The organism is Streptomyces sp. NPDC045026, assembly GCF_056432625.1.
This window is the reverse complement of the sequence record NZ_JBWKIS010000004.1, coordinates 511,943-524,095: the sequence shown is the minus strand read 5'-3', so window position 1 is coordinate 524,095 and position 12,153 is coordinate 511,943. Positions and strand designations below refer to the sequence as shown.

11 protein-coding genes and 3 pseudogenes are annotated in these 12,153 nt (G+C 72.9%); 8 read left to right on the top strand and 6 right to left on the bottom strand.

The window, feature by feature from the left end; genetic code table 11:
• A pseudogene (locus AC07EJ_RS13060) lies at positions 1-134 on the top strand (IS481 family transposase); the annotation flags it as partial.
• Here the strand turns inward: AC07EJ_RS13060 and pdxR are convergent.
• Positions 131-1,624, bottom strand: a complete 1,494-nt coding sequence (pdxR, locus tag AC07EJ_RS13055) for a MocR-like pyridoxine biosynthesis transcription factor PdxR (protein ID WP_478884256.1) — start codon at positions 1,622-1,624, stop codon at positions 131-133. The pseudogene AC07EJ_RS13060 and the gene pdxR sit on opposite strands and share 4 nt — an antisense overlap.
• Here pdxR and AC07EJ_RS13050 point away from each other — a divergent pair.
• Positions 1,615-2,460: pseudogene (locus tag AC07EJ_RS13050) on the top strand (EamA family transporter); the annotation flags it as partial. The gene pdxR and the pseudogene AC07EJ_RS13050 overlap by 10 nt on opposite strands.
• Positions 2,461-2,544: 84 nt before the next feature.
• Here the strand turns inward: AC07EJ_RS13050 and AC07EJ_RS13045 are convergent.
• Positions 2,545-3,375 (bottom strand): alpha/beta fold hydrolase, encoded by an 831-nt coding sequence (locus AC07EJ_RS13045; RefSeq protein ID WP_393584377.1) that lies wholly within the window; start codon positions 3,373-3,375, stop codon positions 2,545-2,547.
• A 182-nt stretch (positions 3,376-3,557) separates the two neighbouring features.
• Between AC07EJ_RS13045 and AC07EJ_RS13040 the strand changes: the two genes are divergently transcribed.
• The gene (locus AC07EJ_RS13040; RefSeq protein WP_389476876.1) at positions 3,558-4,436 is read left to right on the top strand and encodes an RNA polymerase sigma-70 factor; all 879 of its coding nucleotides are present in this window, start codon (positions 3,558-3,560) and stop codon (positions 4,434-4,436) included.
• A 251-nt stretch (positions 4,437-4,687) separates the two neighbouring features.
• The gene (locus tag AC07EJ_RS13035; protein ID WP_389476874.1) at positions 4,688-5,455 is read left to right on the top strand and encodes a GntR family transcriptional regulator; all 768 of its coding nucleotides are present in this window, start codon (positions 4,688-4,690) and stop codon (positions 5,453-5,455) included.
• 115 nt (positions 5,456-5,570) lie between these two features.
• Here AC07EJ_RS13035 and AC07EJ_RS13030 read toward each other — a convergent pair whose 3' ends face one another.
• The 3 genes from AC07EJ_RS13030 to AC07EJ_RS13020 all read right to left on the bottom strand — a co-directional run bounded on the left by AC07EJ_RS13030 (position 5,571) and on the right by AC07EJ_RS13020 (position 8,736).
• Complete coding sequence (locus AC07EJ_RS13030) at positions 5,571-6,728, bottom strand: ROK family transcriptional regulator (RefSeq protein WP_389476872.1); 1,158 nt, start codon at positions 6,726-6,728, stop codon at positions 5,571-5,573.
• 94 nt (positions 6,729-6,822) lie between these two features.
• Positions 6,823-7,473 carry a response regulator transcription factor gene (locus tag AC07EJ_RS13025; protein ID WP_389476870.1) on the bottom strand — a complete coding sequence of 217 codons (651 nt, stop codon included), beginning with the start codon at positions 7,471-7,473 and terminating at the stop codon, positions 6,823-6,825.
• A 45-nt stretch (positions 7,474-7,518) separates the two neighbouring features.
• The gene (locus tag AC07EJ_RS13020; protein WP_478884255.1) at positions 7,519-8,736 is read right to left on the bottom strand and encodes a sensor histidine kinase; all 1,218 of its coding nucleotides are present in this window, start codon (positions 8,734-8,736) and stop codon (positions 7,519-7,521) included.
• A 108-nt stretch (positions 8,737-8,844) separates the two neighbouring features.
• On the opposite strand from AC07EJ_RS13020, the gene AC07EJ_RS13015 reads away from it, so the two are divergent.
• The 4 genes from AC07EJ_RS13015 (at position 8,845) to AC07EJ_RS13000 (ending at position 11,910) form a co-directional block, all read left to right on the top strand.
• Entirely contained in the window at positions 8,845-9,774 is a 930-nt protein-coding gene (locus tag AC07EJ_RS13015; protein ID WP_393584383.1) for an ATP-binding cassette domain-containing protein, read from the top strand.
• A 2-nt stretch (positions 9,775-9,776) separates the two neighbouring features.
• Positions 9,777-10,514: an ABC transporter permease gene (locus AC07EJ_RS13010; protein WP_478884254.1), complete on the top strand. Its 738-nt coding sequence runs from the start codon at positions 9,777-9,779 to the stop codon at positions 10,512-10,514.
• A gap of 65 nt (positions 10,515-10,579) precedes the next feature.
• A complete protein-coding gene (locus tag AC07EJ_RS13005) occupies positions 10,580-11,014 on the top strand; it encodes a hypothetical protein (protein WP_389476862.1) in 435 nt (144 codons plus the stop codon).
• An 89-nt stretch (positions 11,015-11,103) separates the two neighbouring features.
• Positions 11,104-11,910, top strand: coding sequence for an SAM-dependent methyltransferase (locus AC07EJ_RS13000; protein ID WP_389476860.1), 807 nt, complete (start codon positions 11,104-11,106; stop codon positions 11,908-11,910).
• Between the two features lie 15 nt (positions 11,911-11,925).
• On the opposite strand, the pseudogene AC07EJ_RS12995 reads toward AC07EJ_RS13000, so the two are convergent.
• A pseudogene (locus AC07EJ_RS12995) lies at positions 11,926-12,129 on the bottom strand (mismatch-specific DNA-glycosylase); the annotation flags it as partial.
• Between the last annotated feature and the right edge of the window lie 24 nt (positions 12,130-12,153).

Sequence of the window (12,153 nt, the reverse complement as noted above, 5' to 3'; positions counted from 1 at the left end):
ACACCAGCAACAGCGAACGAAGCGCAGCCCTGACAGACTTCCTCCACACCTACAACCACCACCGATGCCACACCGCACTCGCAGGCAAGCCCCCCATCAGCCGCGCAAACAACGCTTCAGGGCAATACACCTAGTGCGCCGCGCGAGCCAGGAGACGTACGCCTTCCGCGATCCGGGCCGGCGGCAGATGCGCGTACCCGAGGACGAGCCGCACTCCGCCATCGTCGCTGTCGTCGCTGTCGTCGCTGTCGTTGGAGTCGCTGTCGGAGGTGCGGTAGTGGCTGAGCGGGCGGACCGCGACCCCGGCCGCCGAGGCCCGTTCGAGGAGCGCCTTCTGCGGCCCGTAGCGCTCGGGGAGGCGGGCGATGACGTGCAGCCCCGCGGCGATTCCCGTCACCTTGGTGCCCGGCAGATGCTCGTGCAGCGCGGTCACGAGGGTGTCGCGGCGCTCCCGGTAGGCGCGCTGGCAGCGCCGCAGTTGGCGGTCGTAGTCGCCGCGCTCGATGAAGCGCGCCAGAAGGGCCTGGTCGAGAGCGGGGTTACCGAGGTCCATGTAGCGCTTGCGCTCGACGACCTCGTCGGTCAGAGCCGCGGGAACGACCATCCAGCCGAGCCGCAGCCCGGGAGCCAGCGACTTGCTCACCGAGCCCGTGTACGCGACATGCTCCGGGTCGAGACCCTGAAGCGCTCCCACCGGCGCGCGGTCGTAACGGAAGTCGCCGTCGTAGTCGTCCTCCACGAGGAGACCGTCCACCGACCGTGCCCAGTGGAGGAGTTGAGTGCGGCGCGCCGGTGCGTAGGCGATGCCGGAGGGGAACTGGTGGGACGGCGTGGTCACCGCGGAGCGCACACCCGAATCCCGCAGCGGCCCGACGGCCAGTCCGCCGCCGTCCAGCGGGAGCGCGGTCGTGCCGACACCGGCCGAGGCGAACAGCGAACCGAGATCGGGGCTCCCCGGGTCCTCGACCCCCACGGAGCGCTCCCCGCGCGCGTGCAGCACGAATCCGAGCAGCGTGACCGCCTGAGCCACCCCGGAGCAGACGATGATCCGCTCCGGATCGGCGACCACGCCCCGCCGCCGGGCGAGCAGTTCCGCCAGCGCGGTACGCAGCCGGGGGATGCCCCGCGGGTCCGGGTAGCCCAGCATGTGGTGGGGCAGTTCGGCCAGCACGCCGCGCTGCGCCGCCGCCCACGCGGCGCGCGGGAACAGCGACAGATCCGGGCTGCCCGCCACGAAGTCGGCCCGGGTACCCGGCGGCCGGGGCGCCAGGTCCCGCACACCGGCCGCCGCCGCTGCGCGCACCGCACCGCCCACCCACGTACCCGCACCACGACCGCTGCGCAGATACCCCTCGGCGGTCAACTGCTCGTACACCTCGGTGATCAGCCCGCGCGAGACCCCCAGATCCGCCGCGAGGTCGCGGCTCGACGGCATCCGTGTCCCGGGAGCGAGCCGCCCCGACCGGACGGCGTCCCGCAGCGCGGCCTGGAGACTGCGGCCACGCGCGCGTGCGGGCGCGGAGGCGGCGGGCAGCAACAACTCCCAGGCGGCGGACGGTGGTTGGGGCTCAACCTCCGTGGCGCCCGCACCGCCCGCACGCGGATTGGTCCCCGATGGCGTCATGGACGTGGACCTTAATCCGGACCACCGCTCTCCCTAGCGTCAGGGCCATGAACGCGCACTCGATCCGAGGGGCCCTGCCGGCCGCCCTCGCCTGCGTCCTCGTCGGCGCCTCCTTCACGGCCAACAGCGTCCTCGGGCGGTACCCGTACGCGGGCGGCCAGTTCCTGCGCTACGCCCTCGCCTGCCTGCTCCTGCTGCCGCTCCTCGGCCGGGGCGGCACGGCGCCGCTGCGACACCTCACCGGGCGTCGATGGGGGCGTCTCGCCCTCCTTGCCGCCGTCGGCATGGTCGGCTTCAACCTCGCTGTGCTCGGCGCGGAGCGCACCGCCGAACCGGCCGTCCCGGGGGTCTTCGTCGGGTGCGCCCCGGTCGTCGTGGCGGTGGTCGTGCCCCTGCTCGCGGGCCGCAGGCCCCAACGGGCCGTCCTTTACGGGGCGTTGCTGGTGGCCGCCGGCGCGTTCACCGTCCAGGGCTGGGGGCGCACGGACACGGCCGGTCTCGTGTTCTCCGTAGGAGCCCTCGTCGGAGAGGTCGGATTCGCCGTTCTCGCGGTGCCGCTGGTGCGGCCCCTCGGCCCGAAACTGCTGTCCTGCACGGTCTGCGGGATCGCGGCCCTGGAGTCGGCCTTGACCGGCGCAGTGCTCGACGGGACGGACATGCTCCGCGTTCCCGACGCCACCGAGGCGACGGCCCTGTTGTGGCAGGCCGCCGTCGTCACGGTGATCGGCTTCGTGTGCTGGTACATCGGCATGCAGCGCATCGGAGCCGAGCGCGCCACCCTGTTCTCCGGGCTCATCCCCGTCGCGGCGGCGTGCACCGCGCCCCTCGTCGGTACCGGGACGTACGGCACCGCGCAGGCCGTCGGCAGCGCGCTCGTCGGCACCGGAGTGGCGCTCGGCTCCGGGGTGTTCGGGGTGCGGTCAGCGGCTGGTGTCCAGGATGACGCGGGAGACGAGCGCCGGGTCGTCGCTCATGGGGACGTGACCGCAGCCGGGCAGCCGCACCAGGCGGGCGCCGGGGACGGCGTGCTTGGCCCTGATGCCCTGGCGGCGCAGCAGCAGCCGGTCGCGGGTGCCCCAGGCGACGGTCACCGGGATGTCCGGAACGTTGTCGGTGAACTGCACGTCCAGACCCGCGGCGAGGGTCTGCGCGAACCCGGGAGCGTGTCGCAGGGCCAGCGTCTCCGCGACGACCGCATCGGGTGAACGGCGGCCGGGGCGGGCGTAGATGGTGCTCGTCAGCGCCGCCCTGCCCGCGGCCGACCGCGAGAGGCGCTCGATCGCGGGAACCGGCAGCGCCCGCGCCCCCTGCCGCATCGCGCGCAACGTGCCGAACGCGTAACGGCGCTCGGCCTGCGACCAGAACCCTCCGGGCGACAGTGCGGTCACCGACCGCACGAGCTTGTCGCGGCCGAGCTCCAGGGCGAGGAGACCGCCGAGGGAATTGCCCGCCACGTGCGGCCGCTCGATGCCCAGGGCCGCGCAGAGCGCACCGAGCGTGGCCGTCACCGTCGGCAGGTCATAGGCGACGCCGACGGGCAGCGCGGGCGAGGCGCCGAAGCCGGGCAGGTCGATGGCGATCACGTCGCGTTCGGCGGCCAGGACCGGGATGACGGGGGCCCAGGCCTGCCAGTGGTGGCCGATCCCGTGCAGGAGAAGCAGGGGCTCCCCGGTGCCCACGCGTTCGTACGCGACGGTCACCTCACGGGGGCCATCGGGGGTTTCGATGCTGAAGGAAACCTCTGTGGCCATGTCGCTCCCAATCCCCGACGCCGGCGCGACGGTTCCTTAGACGGCTTGTCAGCAACAATTACCGCTCAGTAGCCCCCAGTTCAAGGGGGGCGGGGGAGTGAAGGCCGACGTGGAGCCGTTTGTGGTCATCGACGCACCGATTCCACCTGGACACGCACCGCCGCGTCCGTTGGGATGGAAGCGTGGCAACCGACACCGTGATTGAGGTCTTCGAAGAACACCGGCCGGTCCTGATGGGGGTCGCGTACCGCATGCTGGGCCGCGTGGCCGACGCGGAGGACGTCGTCCAGGACGCCTGGCTGCGCTGGGCGCAGGCCGACCGCGACGAGGTGCGCGAACCCCGCGCCTATCTCGTCCGCGTCGCCACCCGCCTGGCCATCGACCGGCTGCGGCAGGCGCAGGTGCGGCGCGAGGCCTACGTGGGTCCCTGGCTGCCGGAGCCGCTCGTCACGGAATTCGGGCCGACCGCGCCCGACACCGCGGAGGCGGCCGTACTCGCCGAGTCGGTGTCGCTCGCCGTGCTCGTCGTCCTGGAGTCGCTCTCGCCGCTGGAGCGCGCCGTGTTCGTGCTCCGTGAAGCGTTCGGGTTCCCGTTCGCCGACATCGCCACCACGCTCGAACGCAGTGAGTCCGCCGTGCGTCAGCTCGCGGGACGTGCCCGCAAGCACGTGGACGAGCGCAGGCCGCGCTTCGATGTCGACCCCGTCGAGCAGCGCGACCTCACCGAGCGCTTCCTCGCCGCCGCGACGGGCGGGGACCTGGAGGGTCTGATGACGCTCCTCGCGCCCGACGCCCGCCTCGTCGGTGACAGTGGCGGCAAGTCCAAGGCGCCACTGCGCGTCCTCGAGTCCGCCGACAAGGTGGGCCGCTTCCTGCTCGGGGTCGCCAAGGGCGGCGCCACCGGATTCGCCTTCCGGTTCGTGGAGCTCAACGGAGGGCCGGCCGTGCTCGTCCTCGTCGGGGACAAGCCGGACAGCGTCATCCAGGTCGATGTCGCCGACGGCCAGGTGCAGTGCGTCTACATCGTGCGCAATCCGGACAAGCTCGCGTCGCTCGCCTGACGTCTCCTCCGCGGTCACCGAGGCCCCCGCCCGACCGGGCGGGGGCCTCGCGTCGTTTCGCGAACGCGGTGTGAACGCTCTGCGGACCGCCATGAACGCTGTGCGGCGGCCCCCCTGCGGGCCCCGCAGCGGACCGAGGATTGGTCTTGACCAAGTCGGAGGGCGGGCCTACCCTCGCAGAGATAGTGCAGGAACCTTTAATAAACAAGGGCGCTAAACGCAGCCGGGACACAGCGATTGCGGAGGACAGGGTGGGGACCACGCAGTTGGAAACGGCGCCGGAGCCGAAGTACTGGCACCTCAAGACCGTGCTGACCGAGGCACTCGACTCCGAATTCGCCGTGGGAGAGATCCTGCCGAACGAGCGGGACCTCGCGGCCCGCTTCGGAGTCGCCCGTGCCACGCTCCGCCAGGCGCTCGAACAGCTCGAACTCGAAGGCAGGCTCCAGCGCCGCCGTGGCGTCGGCACCACCGTCGCGCCGCCCCGCGTGGGCGTGGCGGTCGACTCGTCCGACGACCAGGAGTGGCCCGGCGCCGCCGACGGTGAGGCCTGGCAGGCCGTCGACAGCGAGCCCGCGGTGCCGCCTGCGGCCGTGGCCCGCATCCTCGGCACCGCGCCCGACGAGCGCGTCCACCGGGTGCGCCGTACGCGCGTGTCGCACGGCCAGCCCGTAGCCGCCGAGCTGCTCTACGTGCCGTCGTCGTCCGTGCCCGAACTCTCCGCCATAGACGCCCCGTCCGGATCTGCGCGTGCGCGTTCCGTGCTGCGGGAGCTGCGGCGGCGCGGGCTCGAAGGCCAGGACCGCGCTGTCGAGCTGGGCTCGGCCCGCGCCGACGACGCGAAGGAGCTCGACCGGCTGCCCGGCGCGCCCGTCCTCGTCGTGACGACCCGGTTCTTCAGCGAGGGCGAGACGGCCGCGGTGTCCGTGGCCACCTACCGCGCCGACACCTGCCGCCTCACCTTCGGTGACTCGGGTGGCGTCGAGGTCCACCACGGCCCGGACCGCCGCGCCTCCTGACCTGCGCACGCAGAGATCCGGGCACGCAGAGATCCGCGCACGCCGAGCGCGCCACAATCCGTAAAGGCCCACCGTGATCCTCCACGGTGGGCCTTCGGTGTCTGTGCGTTCCCGGCTAGCGCCGCGCGGTGACCGTGCCCTCGACGGCGAACAGCTGCTCCTCGACATGATCCAGCGCGAGCCGCAGCGCCCCGGTCGCCACCGCCGCCTCGCCCAGCACCGACAGGGCAACGCGCGGCGGCCGCAGGCAGTAGCGGGCCAACTCCCGGCGCAGCGGCTCCAGTACGCCGTCCAGGCCGGCCGCCCAGCCGCCCACGACGACCAGTTCCGGATCGAGGGCGAGCACCAGTGCCGCCACGTCGTGGACCAGGCGCTGGAGGAACCGGTCGACGGCCGCGCCTGCCCGCTCGTCGCCCTGGCGCGCGAGGGCGAAGACCTGCGCCACGGCCTGCTCGTCGAGAGGATGCAACGGCTCGTCCGTCGTCGAGAGCAGCGTCTCGGGGCGCACCTCGCGCCCCAGGAGATGCAGCGCCCCGATCTCCCCGGCCGCGCCGCCGTACCCGCGGTGCAGCCGGCCGCCGATCAGCGCGCCGGCGCCCGGACTGAGCCCCGCCAGCACGAACACGATGTCGTCGGACTCGGTGGCCGCACCCTTCCAGTGCTCGGCCACCGCCGCGGCGTTCGCGTCGTTCTCCACCAGGACCGGGCACTTGAAGGAGCGCCGCAGCCGCTCTCCCAGCTGAAGCCCCGTCCACTCGGGAAGGGCGGTGCCGAGGCGCACGGTGCCGTCGGCCTCCACGATGCCGGGGCTGCCCACGCCGACCGCCCGCAGTGAGTTCCGGGCGACGCCGGCACGGCGCAGCAGGTCCGCGACCGCGGTGCGCAGCCGCTCTAGCCGCTCGTCGGCTGAAGCGGTCTCGTCGACGTCCTTCGCGGCCGTGCCGAGCACCTTGCCGTCCAGGTCCGACAGGACGGCGGCCACGCGGTGCGGGCCGATCTCCAGCCCGAGCAGATGCCCCGCCTCCGCCCGGAACCGGAACCGTCGCGCCGGCCGCCCCTGGCGCCGCGTACCGCTGTCGTCGACCGGCGTCTCGACGACGAGCCCCGCCGCGATGAGCCCTTCGACGACGCCCTCGACCGTGGGCCGGGACAGGCCGGTCACCCGGGTGATCTCGGTGAGCGTCGCGAGGTCCGTGGCGCGCAGCGCGTGCAGCACCACCGCGGAGTTGATCCGCCGCAGCAGAGAGGGGTCCCCGCCGGTCAGCCGCCCCAACGTCTGTCCTCCCAGCTCGTGCGCGTGATGGCCGGATCGTACTCGCCGTGACGGACACCGGCGAGCGCGGGTGCACTTCTGTGGCGCCGGACGCTCAGCCGGGCGAGACGAAACCCGATTCGTAGGCGGCGATGACGGCCTGCGTGCGGTCCCGCGCCCCGAGCTTCGCCAGCACCCCGCTCACATGCGACTTGACGGTCTCCGTGCCGACGACGAGCCGCTGCGCGATCTCCGCGTTGGACAGGCCCCGCGTCATCAGACGCAGCACGTCCGCCTCCCGCTCGGTGAGGGCGGCGCGCTCCATGGCCTCGCGCGCCGACGCGTTGCCGTACTCGGCCGCGAGGCGGCGCACGGCCGCGGGGAACAGCAGCGACTCGCCCTCGGCCACGAGCCGCACCGCGTGCACGATCTCGGCCGGCCGTGACCGCTTCAGCAGGAACCCGTCGGCGCCCGCCCGCAGCGCCCCGTACACGTACTCGTCGTTCTCGAAGGTCGTGATCACGAGGATCTTGGGCGGCTCGGCGATGCTGCGCAGCACCGCGCGCGTGGCCTCGATCCCGTCCAGGAGGGGCATGCGGACATCCATGGCGACCACGTCCGGGCGCAGCTGCCGGACGAGCGGGATCACCGCGGCGCCGTCGGCCGCCTCGCCCACGACCTCGATGTCCGGCTGCGCCGACAGCACGGCGCGCAATCCCGCGCGGACCAGTGGTTCGTCATCGACAAGGAGCACGGTGAGCGGCATCCGGTCAGCCTAGGGGAGCGGTCGGGGTGTACGTGAGTACGGGGATCAGCCCAGCGGCAGCTCGACGTGCACGCGCCACTGCCCCCCGTCGGGACCCGTGCGCGCCCGGCCGCCGAGGAGCGCCGCCCTCTCACGGATGCCCCGCAGACCGCTGCCGCTGCCCTGACCGTTCACCGGTGCGCCCACGGGAAGCGGATTGCGTACGTCGAGCCACAGGCGGGCGTCGTCGACCGTGACGGCGACCCGGATCGGGACGGTCCCCGAGTGGCGCAGCACGTTCGTCAGCGCCTCCTGAAGGATGCGGTAGCCCTCCCTGGAGACGGGACCCGGCACCGAGTCCAGCGCGCCGAGGACCTCCGCGTCGACCTCGGCGCCCGAGGCGCGCGCCGAGTCCAGAAGGCGGTCCGCCTCCGTGAGCGTGGGACGGCGGCTCGCGGGCTGCCCAGACTCGCGCAGCACCAACAGGACCCGCTCCAGGTCCTCCAGGGCCGCCCGGCCCGTCTCCTCGATGGCGTCCAGGGCGCGGTCGGTGAACGCAGGGTCGGCGGCCGCCCGCGCCGCGCCTGCCTGCACCACGGCGACCGTCAGCGCGTGCCCGATGGAGTCGTGCAGCTCGCGGGCGATGCGATTGCGTTCGAGGAGCTGCTCGGTGCGCTCCTCCAGTGCGGCCAGACGTTCCGCCGCGGACGGCCCGAGCAGGCCGAGGGAGGCTGCGGCCATCAGCCGCCCGGCGAACGCGACCACGTAGATGAGCACCAGCGGCGGCACCGGCACGAGCAGCGCGCACGCCCAGCCGTGCACGGGTACGGGGATGAGCGATTCGCCCTCGGCCGAGCCGCCCGAGGAGGCGTCCACCAGTTGCAGGGTGAATGCCATGAGCTGTACGGACACGAACGCCGTTCCGCAGCCCGCCCACAGGCGCAGCACCAGCCAGGCCGCGGTCCTGGCCCGGTCGCGCCACGAGGCCGACGGCGCCACGGAGACCTCCGAACCCCGCGGGCCGTCCTCCACGCGCGAGTGGGCACCCGGGAACAGCATCATGCGGGCCTGAAGTCCCTCGGCCCGGCGGAGCACGGGGACCAGGGCGGCCGCCAGGAGGAGTGGCACCGGGATCAGCAGCATCTGGACCCAGTCCCAGAACCCGGGCCTGACCAGCCCCGGATAGACCATCGCGCACACCAGGGCGATGACCGAGCCGACGAGGAGATGCAGCCAGCGGGTGTACGTGACCGCGCGAGTGAGCGGCGCGAGGAGGCGGGACATGCCGCCATCGTGCCAGCGGTGCGGGCGCGAACGGCTCCCCCTCACGGGGGAGACGGGATCCACGCCCGGGGGAGGACCCGGCGGGGGCGCGGCCGGAAGGCTGGAGCCATGACCAGCATCGACGTCCAAGAGCTCACCAAGGAGTACGGCACGACCCGCGCGGTGGACCGACTGACGTTCAGCGTCGGGCCCGGCCGGGTCACCGGATTCCTCGGTCCGAACGGCGCCGGGAAGTCCACCACCATGCGCCTCGTCCTCGGCCTCGACCGGCCCACGTCGGGCACGGCCACGCTCGGCGGCCGCCCCTACGCGGCACTCGGCGAACCCCTGCGCGAGGTCGGCGCCCTCCTCGACGCCCAGGCCGCCCACGGCTCCCGTACCGCCCGCGACCACCTCCGCGCGCTCGCCGCCTCCCACCGCATCCCGGTGCGCCGGGTCGACGAGGTCATGGAGCTCGCCGGGATCGCGGCCGTCGCCGGGCGCCGCATCAAGACGTTCTCCCTGGGCATGCGCCAGCGCCTCGGCATCGCCGCCGCACTCCTCGGCGACCCGCAGGTCGTCATGCTCGACGAACCGTCGAACGGCCTGGACCCCGAAGGCATCATCTGGATCCGCGAACTGATGCGCGGCCTCGCCCGCGAGGGCCGCACGGTCCTCGTCTCCAGCCACCTCATGAACGAGACCGCCACGTTCGCCGACCACCTCGTCGTCCTGGGCCGGGGCAGACTCCTGGCCGACACCCCGATGCAGGACTTCATCGACGCGCACAGCGAACGGCGCGTCCGCGTCCGCACCACCGATCCCACGAGCCTGCGCGCCGCACTTCGCCGCAAGGGACTCGAAGCCGTGGCCACCGACGACGGCCGCTGGACCGTCGAGGGCGCGCGCGCCGAGGAGATCGGCGCGCTCGCCGCCGTCGACGGCATCCCCGTCCTCGAACTCGCCGACGAATCGGCCTCCTTGGAGGAGGCCTATCTCGCCCTCACCGCGAACGACACCGAGTTCGCCTCTGCCGCAACGCCCCTCCAGGAGGCCTGACGATGCCGACCACCGCCGTGCTGCATTCCGAATGGATCAAGGTGAGGTCGGTGCGCGCCAGCGCAGGCTCACTCGTCGCGGTCTTCGTCGTGACCATCGCCATCAACGTCCTGGCCACCGCGGCGGTCGGCCAGGCGGAGGCGGACAACGAAGGAGCCGACCTCCTCTTCGGGGCCTTCTACGCACTCAACTTCGGCCAGATCGCGGCCATCGCCTTCGGTACGACCGCAGTGTCGTCGGAGTACCTCAACGGCGCCCTGCGCATGTCCCTCGCCGCGGTCCCCAACCGGAATCTGCTCTACGCCGCGAAGATGACGGTAGTCGGCGCCCTGGCCGTCGTCGTGGGCCTGCTCACCTCGTTCGTCACGTTCCTGTCCGGGCAGGCGTTCATGGGGTCCTACGCCCTCGGGCTCGGCGATCCGGGTGCGCTGCGCGCCTGCGTCGGAGGCGGCCTCTACCTCGCGCTGATGTCCCTGTTCGCGGCCGGTCTCACCGTCGTCCTGCGCAGCGCGGTCGCCGTCCTGAGCCTGCTCATCCCGTTCATCCTGATCGTGTCCTTCGTCGTGGGCGACATGGCCGCCTCCGTCGCCGATTTCCTGCCGGACCACGCCGGGCAACAGGTCCTGCGCCAGGACCCGGTCGGCACACTCGGGCCGTGGACGGGGCTCGCCGTCACCGCCGCGTGGGCGGCGGCCGCGCTCCTCGCCGGCTGGTGGGCGCTGCGCCGCAGAGACGCGTAACGGCAGGGACTCGTAACCGCCGGACGCCCCGCCAATTGTCAGTGGTGGCCGCTTTACTGGACGTCATGAGCACCGCACAGCATCTCGCGACGATCGATCTGCTGCGCTCCCGTGAGTTCCCCGCGGAGCACGGCAGATCGGACGCGGGCTCCGGCGGACCGGGTTATCACATCGCGGAGTTGGCGACGTGCGGCGGACTCCAGGAGCCGGCCTCCGAGGGCGCCGCTCAGGACCAGTGGGTCGCCGACCGCGACGGACTCTCCTCGGTGTTCACCGAGCGCTGGGGGGAGCCGCAGTGGTTCAGCCTGTGGAGCGTCAGCCTGCGCGCGGTCGAGGGCGGCGAGGACATACCGGAGCCCTGGGCCGCGCTCAGCGCGTATGTGCCGGACGTCCAGGTGTGGCAGGCCGAAGACCGGTGGGTCGTGCTGGGCATCCCGCTCGGCGCCGAGGACCTGCCGTTCCAGCTCGTCGCCGCCGTCACGGACGTGGACCCGCCCTGATGACGCGCCTGGACCCGGTCAGCGGGAACTGCCGTGCCACCATGGGATCTTGGCACCGGATCATGGCCGACCGAGGTGAGGGAGTGCACGTGAGCGAGCAGAGCGGGCAGGAGCCGGGGGAGCGGACCGCGAGCCACATCGCGCACAACGCCCGCGTGTGGAACTACTGGCTCGGCGGCAAGGACCACTACGAGGTGGACGAACAGGTCGGGAACCAGGTCACCTCCATGTACCCCAGCATCGGCGAAGTGGCGCGCGCCGACCGGGCCTTCCTCGGCCGCGCCGTGACCTATCTCGCCGGCCGGGCGGGCCTGCGCCAGTACCTCGACATCGGCACCGGCCTGCCCACCGCGGAGAACACCCACGAGGTCGCCCAGCGCATCGCCCCCGACTCCCGCGTCGTCTACGTCGACAACGACCCGATCGTCCTCACGCACGCCCGCGCGCTCCTCACCAGCACGGACGAGGGCGCCACCAGCTATGTGGACGCGGACGCGCATGACCCCGGGGCCATCCTCCGTGCCGCGTCCGGCACCCTCGACCTGGGCCGGCCGGTCGCGGTCATGATGCTCGGCATCCTGAATTTCATCCTCGACACCGCCGAGGCCACGTCCATCGTCCGGCACCTCGTGGACGCGGTCCCCTCCGGCAGCCATCTCGTACTCACGCACCCCACACTGGAGCTGGGCGGCGAGGGGAACGAGGAGGCGATGCGGTTCTGGAACGAGAACGCGACGCCGCCGATCACCGCCCGCAGCCGGACCGAGATCGAGGGCTTCCTCGAAGGGCTCGACATCCTGGAGCCCGGCCTCGTCTCCTGCGCGCGCTGGCGGACGGACGGCTCCGACGAGGGGCCGATCGTCGCCCAGTTCGGCGTCATGGCCCGCAAGCCGTAACTGTAGGCGGGCGCGTCAGCCGGAGAACCCCGCGCCGTCGTCCCCCGCGCCGTCGTCCCCCGAGGCGGCGGCGCGCAGCCGCCCGTACTCCTCGGCCATCGTCGCCGCCGTCCAATGCGCGTTCAGACCACTGGGGTTGGGCAGCGCCCACACCCGGGCCCCGCCGATCGTCCGCTCCTGCGGGCCGATCCTCGCCCGCGGCTCGCCGAAGGCCGACCGGAGTGAGTAGCGTGTCATGCATGG